We start from the raw sequence: 19,122 nt of genomic DNA on the forward strand, positions 1-19,122 counted from the left end.
CCATCCGCATACGACATACAAAACCCTGCACTTTCAGTGCAGGGTAGTTTATTTTGTCCGAAATGGGTCTCTTGCTGAAATACGATACGATTGCAAACGCCGTGTATACCGCGGGCTATGTAGGAATGTGGCTATGCGTACTGTGGGGCGCCTGGAGTCTGTTCTACTACTGGTTTTACCAGCGGAACAGTTCTAGCTCTTGGTGACCTTGCAACCGACGACACTGCAGATAGGGCATTTTTCGGGCATGTGGCCGAGAGCCTTGCAATAAGTACGCCCGAACAGGATGATTTGCAGGTGGCGCTTTTCCCATTCGCTTTCGGGGAAGATTTTCTTGAGGTCTTTTTCTGTCTGTTCGACGGAACTGCCGTCGGAAAGTCCCCAGCGCTTGGCGAGGCGGTGAATATGCGTGTCTACGGGGAAGGCCGGAATCTTGAACGCGTGAATCATCATGACGCTGGCCGTCTTGTGGCCGACACCAGGAAGCGCTTCGAGTTCTTCGAAAGTTTGCGGAACAACGCTGTCGTACTTTTCAACAAGAATCTTGGACAAGTTGAAAATGTTCTTGCCCTTGGTGGTAGAAAGGCCGCAGGGCTTGATGATTTCGGTTATCTTTTCGGTGCCGAGTTTCACCATGGCCTTGGGCGTTTTCGCCTTCTTGTAAAGTTCCTTGGTCACCTGATTGACGCGGAGGTCGGTGCATTGGGCGCTCAGGACCACGGCGACCAAGAGCGTATAGGGGTCTGAGTAATCCAGAGGAATCGGCGGGTCGGGAAGCAACTCGTCGAGCGTTTCGCTGATGAACTTTATTCTTTCTGCTTTCTTCATAATGGATCCCGTCACTCCTTTCAGTCGTTCCAGGATGACCGTTTTGATGCGTTTCGCTTGCTCAGGAATCGTTATAAGGTTGGAGAACCTTTGTCTCATTACTCGCAGTCGCGAGTGAAGTCCTGCTGCATGTTGAAGCTTGGCATTTCGTCGTGCGGCTTACCGACTTGTACGGCGGGGACGCCTGCGTAAGTCGTATGCGCTGGAACGTCGCTTACCACTACAGCGCCAGCGCCAATCTTTGCTCCATCGCCGATGTGGATGTTGCCGAGCAACTGTGCATGGGCACCAAGCATCACGCCGTTTCCGATTTTCGGATGACGGTCGCCGACTTCGTTCCCGGTACCGCCGAGGGTCACGCCGTGCAAGAAACTCACGTTGTTTCCGACTACAGCGGTTTCGCCGATGACCAGGTTCGTGGCGTGGTCAATCAAGAGGCCGTAGCCGATTTTAGCGGCCGGGTGAATGTCCATGCCGAACTTGCGGCTAATGATGCTCTGGAGCATCTTGGCGGGGAATGAACGGCCTTCCTGCCACAGGGCGTGGGCGGCGCGGTAGGCTTGCAGCCCCTGGAATCCCTTGAAGAAGAGAAGTGGCTCTAGGAAGCTGGTGCAGGCGGCATCGCGAAGGACTGTCGCGTACAAGTCCTTGCTTGCGCAGGTCACCAGTTCCGGGTACTTGAGGTAAAGAATTCCGAAGACTTTTTCGAGTTCGGTGCGGTCCATGATTTCACCCGCCAGCTGACACGAAAGTGTTACCGTGAGCATGGCTGCAAAATCTTTGCAGTTTAGAACTTGTTCGGTAAGCATCAGTACCGAAAGCGGCTCGTCGTGAACCAATTTTTCTGCTTCGCAGCGGATTTTCTTTTCAATTTCTTCGACGGTCATTTTTTAGCCTTGTCCTTCGACTCTTCTTCTTCGTCATCCAAGGTGGGAATCACCTTGTTTTCTTTGCATAGATTTTCTTCGCGGATTTTGAAGGTGAAGTCTACGAGGTTGTTTTCAAACATTTTCTGGTAGGGCTTTTTCTTCTGTACGCTTTCGAGGGCGCAGGTACAGTAGTTGATTCGCTGTGTGAGCGTCTTTTCGTTGCTGGGGGTACCTTTGCCGAAAACGCATTCGTGCATAATGGCGTATTCCATGGCGCGGTCGTAACGGTATTTGCACTTGTTCGGCATATCCGGCTGGGCGGCGACACGTTCAATGACGCCTTCGCTCGGAACGCTGTTAAATATGTTGCATACGATGAAGCCCGCCATAAAGAACAAAAGGCATACGGCCAAATTGATCAAGAAACGCTTGCCGCGGCCAATCTTGTTGTAGCTGCGTTCAACCGCTTCGAATGTTTGAGTGGCATGGAGCCGGACGTCATCAAAATCGTTGTTCGCCATTTAGTCAGCCTCCTGTAGCGTCCATATTTCGGGAAGGGTGCGGTACTCATTTGCGTAATCGAGACCGTATCCGACCACGAATTCGTTTGCAATTTCAAAACCAACGAAGTCGGCCTTGATTTCAACTTCGCGCCGTTCCTGCTTGTTCAATAGTACGCAGGTGCGGACTTCCTTGGACCCGGCCTCATTGAGCATGTCCGTAAGGCCGAGAAGTGTAGTTCCTGTATCGGCGATGTCGTCGACCATCAGGACTTTTTTGCCCTGAAGGGGGATCCTTTCAAGGCCCTGCACCTGGAGCTTGCCGCTGGATTCGGTGGAATCACCATAGCTTGATGCCTTGATAAAGGCGATTCGCTTATGGGGGGCTTTCGCTCCTTGAGCATTTGCAATTTCACGGCTCAAGTCGGCAGTGAACATGTAAGCTCCGGTAAGGGCCGAAAGCAGGATGTCGTAGTCATAGACGTCGACAATTTCACGAGCGAGCGTTGCGACACGTTCGCGAATTTTGTCTGCGGTAATGAGTGGTTTTTCGGACATCCTGTACATATTGACCTCGGTGGTTAAACCTCGAAATTCAACCAGCTGAACATCGACTTGAGTGCCGCAATCTTGCTGGTCGGGTATTTCACGTATTCTTGGTAAGCGGGGAACACCTTGTTCTCGAGACTGGTCTTGTCGATTTCGAGCTTGAGCCAGTCGGCAACCGTGATAAGTCCCGTGATGTGATGAACGGCATTCGTATCGAAGCTTTCGAATACGGAGTCGATCAGCTTGATGAGCTTTGCATGGAACATACGGCCTGTTCCGCCAAAGGAATAATGCGTATGCAGGGCGTTCGCTTCCTCTATCAAATCCTTGATTTCGTCGAAAACCTTCTGGTCGTCTTTTTCCATGTATTCGAGTGCCAGGTGGTGAATCTTGGAGTTGATTTCGAGCGAAAGGATCTTGCGCATCGTATCTGGCAGGGTGTGGTCAAGGTCGGCCAGACTGTCAATCGAAAGTCCGTGAGAAAGCGCAAAGCTCGAGAACGATTCCGTGAGGCTGTTCAGGTACTTCTTGGTCGAAATGTGGTTGATGCGCTTGATGGAGTCGCTCATCAGGTTGCGCATGCGAACCACATAGGCGGTGGGGTAGAGCGCCTGCAGTTCCTGCGTGCTCATATTCGGATTTTCAACAAACTTAAGCCCGTTCTGCTCGTTTTCACCATCGGCGACGACCAGGTTGATGCGGCCGAGCATGTCGGTGATGGCAAGTACCGTCGAAATGCGGCGTTCGTTGATGTACTTGTCGAAATATTCCGTGCGAACGAGTGTCTGGCGCCTGCGCGAAGCAATCTTCGTAGCGACAATCTTCTTGTTCTTTTCGGAATCGTCTTCCAGGTTCAGGTGGAACATAGCGGCCTGTTCGGCCATTTCCTTCACGACCACCGGAACTTTTTCTTCGGCATAGTTCGTAAACACTTCGGCACCGTTCCACTTGTGTTCGTTACTTGTGGCGCGGGCGAGAATGCTGATGACTTCATTCTTGATGTGGTGACCGTAGGGCAAGAACGGTTCCAAAAGTTCCATGGCACGCAGGGCGTAGCGCATGTTCTGCACCGGTTCCAGACCTTCGATGTCGTTGAAGAACCAGCCACAGCTCGTGAAGCTGAACAGGCAGAACTTCTGGATTTCAAGCAGGCGGATGGCTTTCGCGCACATGTCTGCGTCGTTCGGATTTTTGAGCGTCTTGGCGAGGAACGCCTGTACGCGCGATTCGTCTTCGGGGGCGACCAGGACTTCGACAAAGTTGTTGCGAGCTTCCCACGGGTCTACGTTGGATATCTTTTCAAATTCGCGGACGAAAATATCGTCGGCGAGTTTCTTCAAGTGGTTGAAGGCATCGCGGAGCGGACCGCGCCATTTCTGGTTCCAACCCGGCCCACCGCCAGTCGAGCAGCCGCAATCGCGGTACCAGCGGCCAACGCCGTGGGCACAGCTCCAGGCGCAGCCTTCGCTGTAGAAGTTCTTGAGCATCACTTCGTGCTGGGGCGGGAATTCTTCAAGGAACCAACCGTAGTTTACCGGGACCATGCCGTGATCCGGGGCGTAGTGGTTGTAGAGCCAGGCGGCGCACATGTCGCCGAACGGTTCGTGGTGACCGTAGCTTTCGCCATCGGTACCGATGCTCACCAACTGCGGATCCTGGCGCTTTTCGTCCCAGGCGTCCTTGATACGGCTGCCGAAGGTGCCTGCGTCGCGGAGCAGGTGCTCAAAGCCCACTGCAGAAGAAAGCCACGGGTTGTAGAAGAAAACATCCAGGTAACCGTCGCAAACGAGAACGCCGTCCTTGTTGCGCGGGTAGATGCGATAAGGGCGAGTCGTGTCGATGTCGGTGTTGCCGCAACCGGTCCACTGAGAGTCGCCAAATTTGCGGAATTTGTCGGCCTGCGTCGGCGAAAGGATGGTGAACTTGATCCCCGCCTTGATGAGTTCCACCACCGTTTCGAAGTTGATGGCGGTTTCGGCGAGCCACATGGCTTCGGGCATGCGTCCGAAGTGAAATTTGAAGTCTTCGATGCCCCAACGGATTTGAGTCTTCTTGTCCTCTTGCGAGGCGAGCGGCATGATGATGTGGTTGTAGACCTGGGCGATTGCGTTGCCGTGGCCTTTCAGTCGCTCGGCACTTCGCTTGTCCGCTTCTTGAATTCGCCTATAGGTATCCGGAGTGTTCGTGCGAATCCATCCCATCAGGGTCGGACCCATGTTGAAACTCATAAAGTCATAGTTGTTGACAATATCGACAATGCGTCTGTTCGGTGAAAGAATACGGCTTGCAGAATTGGGACTGTAACACTGGCTAGCAATGCGGTCGTTCCAGTCGTGAAACGGGCGTGCGCTGGGCTGGTTTTCGATGACGCCTGTCCAGGGATTTTCGCGCGGCGGCTGGTAAAAATGACCGTGAATCGTAAAATAAAGGGGGAGCTTCTTTTCCATACGGGGTAAAGATAGAAAAGTGAGCGCGAGTGCTGCGCGTAAGTACTTAGTAAGATTAGGCACGAGGGGTCGCTTCGTGAGCCGAAAGCGACTCGTATTAACGAGCCGTGTCGGCGAGAGCGAGTGCTGCGCGTAAGTACTTAATATGATTAGGCACGAGCGGTCGCTTAATGCGCTTCGAGCCAGTTTTCGCCGAAGCCGGCGCTTGCAACGAGCGGAACCTTGAGTTGCATGGCGCCTTCCATTTCGGATTTCACCATCTGGGCCATCGCTTCCACCTGGTCGCGGGGGCATTCGAACACGAGTTCGTCGTGGACCTGCAGCATCATGCGGAGCGGGAGGTTCTCGGCGTTGATTCGCTTCTGGATGCGGATCATCGCAATCTTGATGAGATCGGCGGCGGAGCCCTGCACGGGGGTATTTACGGCCATGCGCTCGGCCATCTGCGATTCCATACGGTCACTAGAGTCGATGCCTGCGATGTAGCGGCGGCGGCCCGAAAGCGTTTCCACATAGCCGTCGCGGTGGGCGGCCGCCTTGATGTCTTCGATATACTGCTGCACGCCTTGGTACATGTCGAAGTAGCCGGTGATAAAATCCTTTGCCTGCGACATCGGAATTTTTAGGTCACGGCTCAAGCGGAAGGCGGTCATGCCGTAGAGTACGCCGAAATTCACCACCTTGGCGTCGCGGCGCATGTCGCTGGTGACTTCGTTGAGGCCCACTCCGTAAATCGCGGCGGCGGTGCGGGCGTGAATGTCGATTCCTTCCTTGTAGCTTTCGATGAGCGCTTCGTCGCCACTCAAGTGGGCAAGCATTCTGAGTTCAATCTGTGAGTAGTCCACCGCAAGGATGACGTTATCCTTATTCTGCGGCACGAATGCGGCGCGAATTTTTTTGCCGAGGTCGCTACGAACAGGAATGTTCTGCAGGTTCGGATCACGGCTGGAGAGGCGGCCCGTCGCGGTACCCCACTGGATAAAGCTCGTGTGAATTCGCTTGGTATCCGGATTCACCAGCGTCGGGAGCACCGAGATGTAGGTGCTCTGCATTTTCTTGAGTTCGCGGTACTCGATGACGGCAAAGACAATCGGGTGCGGCGCCTTGAAGCTGAGTTCTTCGAGAACGACGGCGTCGGTACTGCGCTTCTTGATTTCGGGAAGCCCGAGCGTATCGAAAAGCACGTCGCCCAGCTGCTTCGGGGAACCGATGTTGAATTCCACACCCGCCATGTCGCAGATTTCTTTCTCGAGATTCTCGATGCGGCGGGCCAGTTCCTGTTCCAGCGTCTTGAGTGCGGGAACATCAATCGCCACACCTACGGATTCCATTTGGTACAGTACCTTCAACAGCGGCATTTCCTGCTCGAAGAAATACTTCACGTAGTCAAGTTTTTCGAGTTCCTGCTTGAGCGGCTTCCAAAGGCGGAGCGTGTAGACTGCATCTTCGGCGCCGTATTCGGTGGCTTCCTTGATGGGCGCGCGGTTGAACGTAATCTGGTTTTTGCCGCGTCCGATGAGATTCTCGATGGGAATCATCTCGTGCTGCAAACGCTGCATCACCTGATTGTCGAGCCCGAGGCCGGATTGCCCCGGCGAAAGCATCCAGGCGGCAATCAGCGTATCGATGATGTTTGCGTTGTCGATAACGGTTTGCGGAATCTTGAAAGCACGTGCGAGAACATGCAAGTCGAATTTCGCGTTGTGGAACACGAATGCTCGTTTTGAAGCCGCGCCCTCGGCGCTATCATTTTCAGCGACAGGTGCATTGTCTGCGAATAATTCCTTGAACCAGTTCGCGACCTTGTTGAAGTCGAAGTTGCCGCCCTTGCCCGCGGGGAGCGGGAACCCGATTTCGTCGGAATGTCCGAGCGGAATGTAGTAGCCCTTCGCCACGTTGCCTTCGTTGTCGGCAGAGGCAAGGCAGAGACCTGCGATGTTGCACTGCATCGGGTCAAGGCCGTCGGTTTCGGTGTCCACGCCAATGAGCGACGATGCGGCAAATTCCGCCTTCATCTGCTCAAAGATTTCGTCGGTATCAACGCAAATGTACGGCGGCGGAACATCAACCGGGACACTTGCTGCCTGAATCGCGGCATCCCCGTTTAAGGTCCCTGAGCCTGCCGAAGTGCCTTCCTCACCTTCTCCGTCACGCACGAATCCCGCCTTGCTCGGGACTTTCTCCAGCAGGCGAAGCAGGCTGTTGATTTCGTGATCCTTGAACATCTGCGCCAAGGTATCCACGTGCAGACCGTTGTATTCAAGCGCGTCTAAATTTCCGCTAAAGGCGCGCTTGGTCTGGAGCGTCACCAGTTCGCGGCTGAGGAAAGCCTTTTCGCGGTTGTTCGCCAAATTGTCGTGCAAACCCTTCTTGGTAATCTTGTCAAGGTTTGCATATAGGTTGTCCATGTCGCCGTAATCGTTCAGCAACTGGATGGCCGTTTTCGGACCCACCTTCGGAACGCCTGGAACGTTGTCGCTTGCGTCACCCATGAGCGCCAGGTAGTCGCGGATTTTCTCCGGCGGAAGCCCGTATTTTTCGCGCACCTGTTCCGGCCCAAAGTCGATGCCGTCGGCACCCTTCGTCAGGTGGAAAAGGTGAATCTTGTCGCTTACAATCTGCGACATGTCCTTGTCTTTACTTAAAATCACCACATGGTCAAAGCCCGCTTCCACGGCGGCCATGGCGGTACTCGCCATCACGTCGTCCGCCTCGTAACCCGGCTCCGACAAGAGCGGAATACCGCTTGCTTCAAGACTTTCGCCAAGGAGCGGCATCTGCGCCGCCATCTCTTCGGGCATGGGGCCGCGATTCGCCTTGTAGTCCGGGTAAAGTTCGTGCCTGAAAGTTTTGGTGTGCGCCACGTCGCGTGCAATCGCAAAATGCGTCGGCTTGTGCTTGGCCAAAATGCGGAGTACCGCACCCCAGTAACCGTGCATCATCGAAACCTCTTCGCCCTGGCTATTTTTCAGCGGGTTCTGCGAATAGGCGTAAAACATGCGGAACGCAAGCGCGTAAGAGTCGAGCAAAAGTAGAGTTTTTTCAGACATGTTTTGAATGTAGAAATTTAACCCGTTATTCCTGGTTGACGCATTCAGAATTCGGAGTCAAGATGTAAAGCTTTGGGAATGCTTCCTTGCAGTTTTCGTCTTGGGGAGCAGAGGTGTACCAAGTGAGCTTGCCGTCTTGAATGGAAGTCGTGTAAAGCCACGTTGAATTCGTGGAACAACCAAACATGCTTTTGTATGTGACGCCGATACCTGCGCCCAGGTCCTGTATCTGGAAATACATGGAAGCCGTCGTATCTGCAAAGCCAATTTCTTTAAAGCGGCCGAGTTTATTCTCCGATTTAAAGAATTGTTCCTGCTTTAGTATGTAAGTCTCGATGACGGCGGCGATGCTTTCGCTATCACTTTTGCTTGTTTTCTTGATGCTTTTTTCTCTCAAGTCCTTGTTGTAGGATTCAATGTTCAGGAATCCGGATTTGGCATGTCCGACAAAGCTAATTGATGTGTAAGCCGCACTGAAGACGATGCTCAAAATGGTGATGACCGTCATCCACTTGGCTCCTGTGTAATTGAAGCCTTTTTTGGTGTTCGTGTATTTCCCGTGTGCGATTTTCCATGTGTCAATATAGGTGAGTACGGAGACTGCAATGGACGTAAAGTACATGATGAAGTGTACTGCGACCGGGAAATATATTTCGAAGGGACTTAAAGCTCCCACCCAAAAGCTGAATGCAACTCCGCCAAAAATGAAGTACAACCATCCTCGTAAGGTTCTCCCGCTCATAAAGCAGTGTACGCCCGCTTCTCCTAGAATGATGCTCATCCAGAAAATAAGCGTTCCTTTGCGGGGCTTGCCGTCATCTTCGGATTCTGTCGTTTCGGAGAATTCCGAACTTTCGTAAACTTCTTCCGTTTCCTTGTTTATTTTGGGGTTGGGGGCGTCACACCACAGGCACTGGGGCATGTCGTCTTCGTATTTTCTGCCGCATTTAGGACAAATCATCTTGTTCTCCTTTTTTACTTTGGTAATATATAAAATTTTGTATATTGACTCTAAGAAAAGGAGTTGAATATGCAATCAAGAGTTAAAGAGGCTGTCATTCTGGCGCTTGCCATTTTGTGCCTGGGTGCTTTTTTCTATCGCGCGCAAATCGATGTCAAAGACCGCGACCGCGTGGTGTTTGTGCGCGGCCTTGCCGAACGCGAAGTGCCGGCTGATTTCGTGATTTGGCCGATTGTTTACAAAGAAGTGGGCAACGACCTTGCGGAACTTTCTGCAACGCTACAGTCCAAGACGCAGATTCTTGAAAAGTTCCTGCTCGAAAACGGCGTTAAAAAAGAAAACATTACTTACTCGACCCCGGCCATAGTCGATGCCGATGGCGAACTGTACAGCGGCGGCAAACATAATTATCGCTATGTGGCAACCGTGGTTGCAACGGTGGCGACAAACGATGTAGAACTTGTTCGTAATGCCATGGAAAAACAGGGCGAACTCCTGAAACATGGAATTGCCTTTAGCGGTAGCGATTACCAGTACCGCACCATTTATAGCTTTAACGGTCTCAATGAAATCAAGCCTGCCATGATTGACGAGGCAACCAAGAACGCTCGCACTGCCGCCGAAAAGTTTGCGAAGGATTCCGATAGCAAACTCGGCAAAATCAAGACCGCCACGCAGGGCGTGTTCTCTATCGAAGACCGCGACGAAAATACGCCGTACATCAAGAAAGTCCGCGTCGTGACGAACGTGCAGTATTTCTTGGAAGATTAGGAAAAGATGACACCTGGCACCCTCTATCAAGCAAAATAGCGAAAAAAAGTGAGGGCAAAATTGGCGGTCGGTGTTTTTTTCTAAATTTCAAAAAAAATAGGAGTCGGTATGAAGAACTTTAGCGAAAATATCAAGTACATCGGTGTCGATGACCGCGACTTGGATTTGTTCGAAGGCCAGTACGTGGTGCCCGAGGGCATGGCGTACAATTCGTATGTGATTGTGGACGAGAAGATTGCCGTGACCGACACGGTCGATGCCCACAAGGTGAATGAATGGCTTGCCAATCTGGAAGCCGCTCTTGCTGGGCGCAAACCGGATTACCTGGTGATACACCACTTGGAACCGGACCATGCCGGTGGCATTGCTGATTTTGTGGCGAAGTACCCGGAGGCGACGCTCGTGGCGTCTGCAAAGGCGTTTGCTCTGTTGCCGCAGTTCATGGCGCTCCCTGCCGCGACCAAGACGCAGACCGTGAAAGAAGGCGATACGCTTACTCTCGGTGCGCACACGCTGCAGTTCATCGGTGCCCCGATGGTGCACTGGCCCGAAGTGCTGTTCAGCTACGAACAGAGCGAAAAGGTGCTGTTTGCGGCCGATGCGTTCGGCAAGTTCGGCGTGTACGATGCCGACCCGGATGACTGGGCTTGCGAAGCCCGCCGTTACTATTTCAATATTGTGGGCAAGTATGGCAACCAGGTGCAGGCGGTTCTCAAGAAGGCGGCTGCACTCGACATCAAGACAATCTGCCCGCTGCACGGTCCGGTGCTCACCGAAAATTTGGGCTACTACATCGACAAGTACAACACCTGGAGCAGCTACGCTCCCGAAGACAAGGGCGTGCTCGTGGCATACGCCTCTATTTACGGCGGAACCAAGAAGGCCGCGGAATTGCTCGGCGAAAAGTTGACCGCCGCCGGCGTTGAAAAGGTGGTGGTTTCTGATCTTGCCCGCAGCGACATGGCCGAAGTCATCGAAGATGCTTTCCGTTACGATCGCATGGTGGTGGCTGCACCCACGTACGACGCGGGCCTCTTCCCGGTGATGGAAGATTTCCTCAATCACTTGAAGGCGAAGAATTACAGCAACCGCAAGGTGGGCGTTGTCGAGAATGGCACGTGGGCTCCGATGGCCGCAAAGAAGATGACCGAAATCCTCTCCTCGCTCAAGAACGTGACGCTTGCCGAAACGGTGGTGACGGTGAAGTCCACGCTTAGCGCCGAATCCGAAGCAGCGATGGACAAACTGGTTTCTGAACTACTTTAGTAGAAAAGGAGATGCCGCATCAAGTGCGGCATGACATTAGTAGCCTTAGCAACCAAATGCTGCTGGCAACATTTCAATTACGTCGCTTGGGAGCATGCCGAATGCTCCCATTTTTTCGCGGGTCAGGCGGCCAGCTTTCTGGTGCAGGAGTACGCCGAGAACGGAGGCTTCTGCTGTCGGCAAACCTTGTGCAAGGAGTGCGGTGATAATGCCGGTAAGCACATCGCCTGCTCCGCCCTTGGCGAGTCCTGAATTGCGGGCCGGAATCACATACACGCGTCCGTCGGGAATGGCAACGTAGGTGGGGCAACCCTTCAGCACGATAGTAATCTTGAACTGCGTTGCAAACTGCTGCAGGTATTCCGGGTAGAAACATTCATTTGTTGGGAGTGGGCCGAAGTTGCGTTCCCATTCGCGATTGTGCGGCGTGATAATCGCATTCGCGGGGCCGCCTTCCATGCAGAAGAATGCGGAGCCGCAGGCGTTGATGGCGTCGGCATCGACGACAACGGGCGTCTGTAAACCGGTCAGGAACATTCGGATGGCATCCTGCGTTTCGGTGTCTATGCCAAGTCCAGGGCCAATCGCGATAGCGCTCTGGTGGGTGGCGAGGTCCTGCAACTGCATCAGATGCATAATCGAGAGCTTGTCGGTACGTTCGTCGCCAATTCCGTAGAATACCGGTTCGTCCAGTTTTGATTGCAATGCCGAGAGTAGCGCCTTTGGGGTTGCCGTTGTAACAAGTCCCGCTCCGCTGCGGAGGCAAGCCTTGGTGCAAAGAGCCGCAGCCCCGGTCATGTTCCCGGAGCCTGCCACAATCATTGCGGTACCTTGGCCGCGCTTGTCGCCGAATTCGTCACGGTCGGGGAGCAATGCCGGAATAATTTTCTCGGAGGCAAGGAATATGCCACTGTTGATTTTGTCGACTAGGTTGTCGGGGTAGTCAAGCGGTTCGATGATTGGATTGCCAAAAGCCTTTGCGCCTTCTTGCGTGAAGGCATCAAGTCGCGGAAGCCCGAAGAGCATTGTTTCGGTAGCTTCGGTGCATGGAACTCCGCAGCAGTGTGATGTGAAGTCGAATCCGGTGGGTGCATCTGCAGCGAGGATGGGGATTCCCCATTCGCCGATGGCGATTACGGCGCGGGCAAATGCGGGGCGCAGTTCTCCGGACGCGCCGTTTCCGAGCATACAGTCCACGACGAGGGAAAAGTGTGGGTTTTCGGGGAAGCGTTCCCCGGTATAGACCAGCTTTCCGCCATTATTTACGAAATCCTGGTAGGCGAGCGATGCTTCGTCCTTGAAGGATTCCGCTTTGGCAAGCGAATAGACGGTGCAAGGAATTCCCGCTTCGATCAAGTTGCTTGCAAGGGCGAGTCCGTCGCCGCCGTTGTTGCCGCCGCCCACAAAAATGGCGACGGATTTTCCTTCGGCATCTTCGCCGAGAATTTTACGGACACGGCGAAACAGGGCCTTGCCGGCTAATTTCATCAGGGCGTATCCGGCGTCGATCGGGGAGGCGAACTCGTTGCTGTCAGACACAGCGGGTTCAGTTTGCATATCCCAGAGAGGATGAAAACCGGAATTGGAAACGCGGCTCCTTTTGGTGTCGCCGTCCAAGAAACGCATGGACTCGGCGGTGACTATCGGAGGGCACTCCTTATAGGTCAAACTGGCAAGCGTTCTCATGTTTTACCCTGATGTTGGAAAACGGAAGGTTAGATAAACCAGTAGCTGAGACCGGCCTTGATCTTCATCATTTTGGCGCCCTTCATGCTGATATAGGAGAAGTCGTCTCCTTCGCCTACGATGTCGCCGTCTTCGTAGTCGCTGATGGATTTCACGTCTGGATAGAGATCCATAAGTCCCATGTAGAAGCGTACATCGATAAAGAGTCCTTCGATGATGTTGAATCCGGCACCCACTGCAAGGCCGAAGGTGAACTTGGCTTCGTCAATCTTTTCTTCGTAGCCTTCGACAGATTCCTTGTTGTCATAGTCGAAATCGTTGCTCAGGTTGAGGTTCAACTGCGGACCACCGGTGACGTAGAACTTGTCCAGAACGATACCGCGCATCAGGAGAGGAATTTCGAGGTCTATGCTGGTGTAGGTTCGCTTCTGGTGTAGGTATTCGTGTTCGGTGCGGACAAAGGCGATGTTGACTTCCGGTGCGAAATGCAGATTGGAAATAAGCTGGATTCTTCCCATAAGGCCGCCTTCGAAACCAATGCCGGTGGGGGAGCCGTCCACGTCGTCATCCTCGTTCTTGAATCCGTACATCATGCCGTAGTCAAAAGCGGCTCGGAGGCCGATGCCGAATTTCTGTTCATTGTTGGCTGGGCGTTCGTAGGAATCCTGTGAATCGTCTGCCTGTGCAATATGGGCTGGAGCGGGGGTTGGTTCGAAAGCTTTTGCGGGTTGGGCGCTTGTCTGTTTGTTGACCTTGTTGTCAGCTGGTGCAGTTTCTTCCGCTGGTTCTACTTCGCTGGATTGTTCTGCTTCGTCCGGCCAGGGTTCAGAAGCTTGGTCTGCGGACTGTTCCTCGGTTTGAACTCCGTAGTAATATTCTTCTTCTTGAGCGAACGAAATCGAGGTTGCCATCAGTGTGCAGGCGACAAGTGTCCAGAACTTTTTCATATTCTCTCCAAACTTTGAGTTATTTTGTAATAAAATAGTATAAAAAAGGGGCTGGGTCGGTAAAGTTTTTCGAAAAAATGTTGTAAAACCCCTGCGAAGAGGGCTGTGAAAAAGAGATTTTTAGAGGTTATTTTGATTTGTAGCTGACAAAGCGGATGTTACCGCAATAATCCTTGTGAATTCCTGCGAATTCCAGCCATGGGAAGTTGGCGGCTTCGTTCTTCAAGACTTCAGCCTGCTCGGAACCGATTTCAAGGAGAATCGAGGCTCCTGCGTTCAGCTTGCCTTCGGTCTGCTGGAGGAGCTTACGGACAAGTGAAAGTCCGTCGGGTCCGCCATAGAGGGCGAGCGCCGGGTCGAACTTGTCGACTTCGGGCTGGAGCTTCCCTTTTTCGCTATCGGGAATGTAGGGGAGGTTTGCAATCAGGCAGTCAATTTTTGCATCGCAAGGGCACTGAGCTTGCCGAAGTGCTTCGCCGGTGACGGCGTCCAGCAAGTCGCCTTGAGCAAAGGTAAGATTTGAGCCTTCTGTGTTTGAGCCCAGTTCGTTGATTTCTGCATTTTCGCGGGCGAGCGCAAGTGCGTCTTCAGAAATATCCGTGGCGAGCACTTTTGCTCCGGCGATTTCTTTCGCGCAGGCGATCGAAATCGCCCCTGTTCCCGTGCCCACTTCCACGATAAACGGAGCTTCGATACCCTTAAGTCTTTCCTTCGCCATGTCGACAAGCATTTCGGTTTCGGGGCGCGGGACCAGCGCCCGCTTGTCGCACTTGATGATAAATCCGCGGAAACTCGTGTCGCCGATAATATGCTGCAGCGGTTCACGGTTCGCGCGGCGTGCCACCATCTGGCGAAGTACGTCGAGCTCTGCGTCGGTCAGCGGCTTTTCAAAGTTCAGATAAATGTCCATGCGGGACTTCATCTGAAGCCCGAGACTGATGATGTATTCGGCATCTAGGCGCGCGTCAGGAATACCCTTCTTTTCGAAGAAGACCTTGGTGCGGTTCAGAATTTCAAGTACAGTCATCTGTGGCATTACATTACCTTTGCTTTCGCGTATTCGTCATTGTGACCCCCAGGTCCCTGAGCTTGCCGAAGGGAGGGGCGCGGCAAGCCATTAAGCGTTGAACTTTCCGAGCTTTTCCTGGGCGTTTGCCATCTGGAGGCCGTTGATGATTTCATCCAGGTCGCCGGTGATAACTTTGTCCAAATTGTACAGCGTGAGGCCGATGCGGTGGTCGGTTACGCGGTTCTGCGGGAAGTTGTAGGTGCGGATTTTGGCGGAGCGGTCGCCGGTGCCCACCAGGGCCTTACGGCTCGCGGCTTCTTCCTGTTCCTTCTTTGCAATCACGGCGTCAAGAATCTTGGAACGCAACATTTCCATGGCGTGCAAGCGGTTCTGCAGCTGGCTGCGTTCGGTCTGACAGCTCACCACCACGCCTGTCGGAATATGGGTGAGTCGCACGGCGGAGTCCGTCTTGTTGATGTACTGACCGCCGGCGCCCGAAGAACGGTAGGTGTCCATGTGAATGTCGGCTTCGCGGATTTCCACGTCGACTTCTTCAGCTTCCGGGAGAATGGCAACTGTTGCGGCAGACGTATGTACGCGCCCCTGCGTTTCGGTTTCGGGCACGCGCTGCACGCGGTGCACGCCGCTTTCGAACTTCAAGGTGCCGTAAACACTGTCGCCTTCGATAAATACGCGAATTTCCTTGTAGCCGCCTACGGTGCCTTCGCTCGCATCCTGGATAGTCATCTTCCAGCCCATGCGGCTGCAGTAGCCCTGGTACATACGGAACAGGTCGCCCGCAAAAAGGGCTGATTCGTCACCGCCGGTGCCGCCGCGGATTTCGAGCGTGGCATTACGGTAATCCCACGGATCCTTCGGCACCATCAAAATCTGGAGCTCGTCGGTAATAACCGGCAACTTCTTTTCGATGTCGGAAAGTTCCGACTTCGCCATCGCGACCATTTCAGGGTCGGAATCGCCAAGGGCGGCCTTCCATTCTTCCTGGTCGTTCAGCATTTGCAGGTATTCCTTAGCCTTGAGTACAGCCTTTTCGATACCCTTGTACTGCTTGTGAATCTTGTTGTAACGGGCTTGGTCAGAAAGAACATCCGGATTACCGAGTTCCGATTCCAGTTCCTCGTACTTTTCAATCAGTTTTTTAGCTTTATCTTTCATCGGGCTCAAATTTAGTAAAAGGCGAGCGTGGCGATAAAACAATGCACGGCGAGGACGCACAAAAACTTGTTTTTGCGTTTGCGTGCTGCGGCGTCACAAGACAATTGCTGTGTAGGGCCGGTAGAGCGCGTATGCTAATGGGCTCTGTTTGCGAAAATTACGAAGTCTTCGGGAGTCGTAAGCTTGTCGTTCAGGTTGTTACCCTTGACGATGTAGACGTGTTCGCCGAAGTATTCGAGAATGCTTGCTTCGTCGGTGGGGGTAAAGTTCAAAGGCTCTGCGGCGATACGCCCGTAGAGCTTTTTCAGTAAGGCAATCGAGGCCGCCTGCGGGGTCTGCGCCATCCATACGGTGTTGCGGTCGATGGTCTGCTGTACGCAGCCGTCTTTTGCAATCTTGATGGTGTCGACCGCGGGCTTTGCCACAAGGCAACTGCCTTTTTCAACAAGAGTCTTGCAGACATCAAGAATGATTTCTTTGCTGATGAACGGGCGCGCGACATCGTGTACCAGAACATATTCGGCGCCACTCGTGAGCGCGTTCACGCCGTTTTCCACGGACTGCCAACGCTCCGCTCCACCCACGACAATTTTTAACTTGTTTGTAATAAGGGCATCAAGTTCGCTTGGTGATAAAGGTCCCTGAGCTTGCCGAAGGGCCGTCTGACCGAAAATTTCTTTTTCGAAATGATCTTTCCAGTCGGCGGGCACGGCCATCACGACTTCGGCGATTTCTTCCATCGAAAGGAAGGTTTCGAGGCTGTAGCGGTAAACGGGCTTGCCGCCCAGAACCATAAGCTGCTTGGGAATGTTTCCGCCCATGCGCTTACCGAGACCCCCCGCCGGGAGCACCGCCGCAAATTTGCCTTTAAAATCCAACATAAAACCTTCCGACGAAATATATTCGCTTCATTTCCAAATTAAAAAAAAGAACTTCGAAATTCTAATTCTGAACTCCGAATTCCGAAATCCGAACTAATTAGTCACCCACATGGCCGTTGTGGAGGCGTTCAAGGAAATCCTTGGTTTCCTTCGAGACGATTCCAGAAAGCAGAATCAAGGCGACCAGGTTGGGGAATGCCATCAGGCCGTTGAAGATGTCGGCGCTAGTCCATACGGCGCTTACCGTGAGGTACGGGCCGATAAAGATTGCCGCGATGTAGACCCAGCGGTAAATCAGGGTGGCTTTTTCGTTCTTGCCGCCCATCAGGTACTGCAGGCACTTTTCGGAATAGTATGCCCAGCCAAGAATCGTGGTGAACGCGAAAAACACCAAAGCGATGGCGAGGAAGAATGGTGCGATGACAGAACCGGCCGGAACGATGGCAAGTCCGCGGGAGAAGGCTTCCATGGTGATGTTCACGCCTTCGAGACCGAGCTTCGGGTCCCATGCGCCCGAAACCACGATGGCGAGGCCTGTCATGGTACAAATGATAATGGTGTCGAAGAAGGTGCCGGTCATGCAGACGAAACCCTGACGAACCGGTTCCTTGGTCTTGGCGGCGGCCGCTGCAATCGGGGCAGAACCGAGGCCTGCTTCGTTACTGAAAATACCGCGGGCGATACCCTTCTGCATCGCGATAAAGATGGTGCCGACGGCACCGCCGGTAATGGCGCTCGGGTTGAATGCGGCTTGCACGATAGTCTGGATAGCCAGCGGAATCTGGGCGAAGTTCAAAAGCAGCAAGAGCACGCAGGCGAGAATGTAGACAATCGCCATGATCGGGACAATGTAGGTCGAAACTTTTGCGATGCGCTTTAAGCCGCCGATGATAACGGTTGCGGCGAAAATGGTAACCAAAAGGCCTGCGATGGCGGTGGTCCAAGAAACGGAATTGCCACCGAGGTTAATGAATTCAGGAGCGTTCGGGGTGAGGCGGGCCATGGCGCTAGTGATACCGTTCACCTGGGTGATGGTGCCAATGCCAAGGAGACCTGCGCCAATGCCGAATACGGCAAATATGACAGCGAGCCATTTCATGTTCCAGCCAAAGCGTTCCTTGATGCCAGTTTCGATGTAGTAGAACGGGCCTCCCAATACCTTGCCGTCTTTGCCGATAGTGCGGTACTTGACGGCGAGCAGGCCTTCGGCATATTTGGTGGCCATACCGAGGAATGCGGCCACTTCCATCCAGAAGAGGGCTCCCGGGCCACCGGTACCGATAGCGGTGGCGACGCCCACGATGTTTCCGGTACCGATTGTGGCCGCAAGAGCTGTGCAGAGGGCGCCAAAGCTCGAAACTTCGCCTTCGCCGCCCTTTTCGTTGTGGAGCATGTAGCGAAGTGCATTCGGTAGGTTCAGAACCTGCAGGCAGCCGAGGCGGATGGTGAGCAGGAATCCCACGAAGAGGATAATGACAATCAGGGGAACTCCCCAAACATAGCCGTCAATAGTGTCTAAGATGGAATTTAAAGTTTCCATAAATATTCCTATAAACAAAGGAGGCGGTTTCAGTTAACGCCTCCAAAGATAGAAAATGTTGACTCTTTATTCAGATTGCTCGGGTACGTACTTGCGTACTATATCTTCGTATTTGATTGTATACTTTATAAAGGGATTCGGCTTTACTTGGTAAATTACTGCAGTACCAAAGTATTTGCAGGAATATCCGCCTTCTATCTTGGATTCGGACATCGAAATGTCCACAAGCCCGTGGTAACCTGAAGTCGGGGTTACAATGGCATTGAAGAAGTAGACTTCGTTGCAGTGGTTTTTATCAGTGTAGGCAACAGGTGTCAAGGAAACAATCGTCATGTCGTTGTCAACATTCAGAGATTTCGGGATAGGATACATGTTGTCTGTAACAATGTCATAATCCGTAACTTTTTTTGGGACTGTTTTTGGAACTGCTTTTGTGATTACTTTGGGGCGCCTGGGTGCAGGCTTGGCCTTTCTTACGACGGGTCTGGGCTTGGCTTTTGGCTTGGGAGCCGGTTCTATCTGCTCATCGTTATAGGGAAGATCATTTTGTGAGGTGTAAGCATACGGTGCGCAGCCTTCGAAAAGGAGTGCGATAAAGACGCAAATGAATAATGCTATAAATTTTTTCATATAGTCCTCCCT

The 19,122-nt window shown here is 53.0% G+C and carries 17 protein-coding genes; 3 read left to right on the top strand and 14 right to left on the bottom strand.

Features of this window, described 5'->3' with window-relative positions; translation table 11 throughout:
- Positions 1-62: 62 nt before the first annotated feature.
- A complete protein-coding gene (locus Q0P86_RS11605; protein ID WP_295039604.1) occupies positions 63-206 on the top strand; it encodes a hypothetical protein in 144 nt (47 codons plus the stop codon).
- Here Q0P86_RS11605 and nth read toward each other — a convergent pair.
- The 7 genes from nth to Q0P86_RS11640 all read right to left on the bottom strand — a co-directional run bounded on the left by nth (position 193) and on the right by Q0P86_RS11640 (position 9,204).
- A complete protein-coding gene (gene nth / locus Q0P86_RS11610; RefSeq protein WP_290995763.1) occupies positions 193-828 on the bottom strand; it encodes an endonuclease III in 636 nt (211 codons plus the stop codon). The genes Q0P86_RS11605 and nth overlap by 14 nt on opposite strands.
- Positions 829-926: 98 nt before the next feature.
- Entirely contained in the window at positions 927-1,715 is a 789-nt protein-coding gene (cysE, locus tag Q0P86_RS11615) for a serine O-acetyltransferase (RefSeq protein WP_290995765.1), read from the bottom strand.
- Complete coding sequence (locus Q0P86_RS11620; RefSeq protein WP_290995768.1) at positions 1,712-2,218, bottom strand: hypothetical protein; 507 nt, start codon at positions 2,216-2,218, stop codon at positions 1,712-1,714. Before Q0P86_RS11620 ends, cysE begins: the two co-directional genes overlap by 4 nt.
- Positions 2,219-2,764, bottom strand: a complete 546-nt coding sequence (gene hpt, locus Q0P86_RS11625) for a hypoxanthine phosphoribosyltransferase (RefSeq protein WP_290995771.1) — start codon at positions 2,762-2,764, stop codon at positions 2,219-2,221.
- A 14-nt stretch (positions 2,765-2,778) separates the two neighbouring features.
- Positions 2,779-5,193 carry a DUF3536 domain-containing protein gene (locus tag Q0P86_RS11630; protein WP_294986364.1) on the bottom strand — a complete coding sequence of 805 codons (2,415 nt, stop codon included), beginning with the start codon at positions 5,191-5,193 and terminating at the stop codon, positions 2,779-2,781.
- 167 nt (positions 5,194-5,360) lie between these two features.
- A complete protein-coding gene (gene polA, locus Q0P86_RS11635; protein ID WP_295039608.1) occupies positions 5,361-8,243 on the bottom strand; it encodes a DNA polymerase I in 2,883 nt (960 codons plus the stop codon).
- Positions 8,244-8,268: 25 nt separating this feature from the next.
- Positions 8,269-9,204: a hypothetical protein gene (locus tag Q0P86_RS11640; RefSeq protein WP_295039610.1), complete on the bottom strand. Its 936-nt coding sequence runs from the start codon at positions 9,202-9,204 to the stop codon at positions 8,269-8,271.
- A 69-nt stretch (positions 9,205-9,273) separates the two neighbouring features.
- Between Q0P86_RS11640 and Q0P86_RS11645 the strand changes: the two genes are divergently transcribed.
- Together Q0P86_RS11645 and Q0P86_RS11650 are read left to right on the top strand one after the other, a co-directional pair.
- Positions 9,274-9,975 (top strand): SIMPL domain-containing protein, encoded by a 702-nt coding sequence (locus Q0P86_RS11645; protein ID WP_295039612.1) that lies wholly within the window; start codon positions 9,274-9,276, stop codon positions 9,973-9,975.
- Between the two features lie 108 nt (positions 9,976-10,083).
- A complete protein-coding gene (locus tag Q0P86_RS11650) occupies positions 10,084-11,241 on the top strand; it encodes an FprA family A-type flavoprotein (RefSeq protein ID WP_295039613.1) in 1,158 nt (385 codons plus the stop codon).
- 45 nt (positions 11,242-11,286) lie between these two features.
- Here the strand turns inward: Q0P86_RS11650 and Q0P86_RS11655 are convergent, their stop codons facing one another.
- The 7 genes from Q0P86_RS11655 to Q0P86_RS11685 all read right to left on the bottom strand — a co-directional run bounded on the left by Q0P86_RS11655 (position 11,287) and on the right by Q0P86_RS11685 (position 19,110).
- Complete coding sequence (locus Q0P86_RS11655; protein ID WP_295039615.1) at positions 11,287-12,927, bottom strand: NAD(P)H-hydrate dehydratase; 1,641 nt, start codon at positions 12,925-12,927, stop codon at positions 11,287-11,289.
- Between the two features lie 29 nt (positions 12,928-12,956).
- Positions 12,957-13,874, bottom strand: coding sequence for a porin family protein (locus Q0P86_RS11660; protein ID WP_290995790.1), 918 nt, complete (start codon positions 13,872-13,874; stop codon positions 12,957-12,959).
- A 127-nt stretch (positions 13,875-14,001) separates the two neighbouring features.
- Complete coding sequence (gene prmC, locus Q0P86_RS11665; RefSeq protein WP_290995795.1) at positions 14,002-14,901, bottom strand: peptide chain release factor N(5)-glutamine methyltransferase; 900 nt, start codon at positions 14,899-14,901, stop codon at positions 14,002-14,004.
- A 90-nt stretch (positions 14,902-14,991) separates the two neighbouring features.
- Positions 14,992-16,059 carry a peptide chain release factor 1 gene (prfA, locus tag Q0P86_RS11670; RefSeq protein WP_072977799.1) on the bottom strand — a complete coding sequence of 356 codons (1,068 nt, stop codon included), beginning with the start codon at positions 16,057-16,059 and terminating at the stop codon, positions 14,992-14,994.
- A 134-nt stretch (positions 16,060-16,193) separates the two neighbouring features.
- Complete coding sequence (gene ispD / locus Q0P86_RS11675) at positions 16,194-16,940, bottom strand: 2-C-methyl-D-erythritol 4-phosphate cytidylyltransferase (RefSeq protein WP_294111650.1); 747 nt, start codon at positions 16,938-16,940, stop codon at positions 16,194-16,196.
- A gap of 97 nt (positions 16,941-17,037) precedes the next feature.
- A complete protein-coding gene (locus Q0P86_RS11680; RefSeq protein ID WP_290995805.1) occupies positions 17,038-18,480 on the bottom strand; it encodes a sodium:alanine symporter family protein in 1,443 nt (480 codons plus the stop codon).
- A gap of 66 nt (positions 18,481-18,546) precedes the next feature.
- A complete protein-coding gene (locus Q0P86_RS11685) occupies positions 18,547-19,110 on the bottom strand; it encodes a hypothetical protein (protein ID WP_291025329.1) in 564 nt (187 codons plus the stop codon).
- Positions 19,111-19,122: the final 12 nt, after the last annotated feature.

The organism is uncultured Fibrobacter sp., assembly GCF_946062555.1.
In the GTDB taxonomy this organism is placed as follows: domain Bacteria; phylum Fibrobacterota; class Fibrobacteria; order Fibrobacterales; family Fibrobacteraceae; genus Fibrobacter.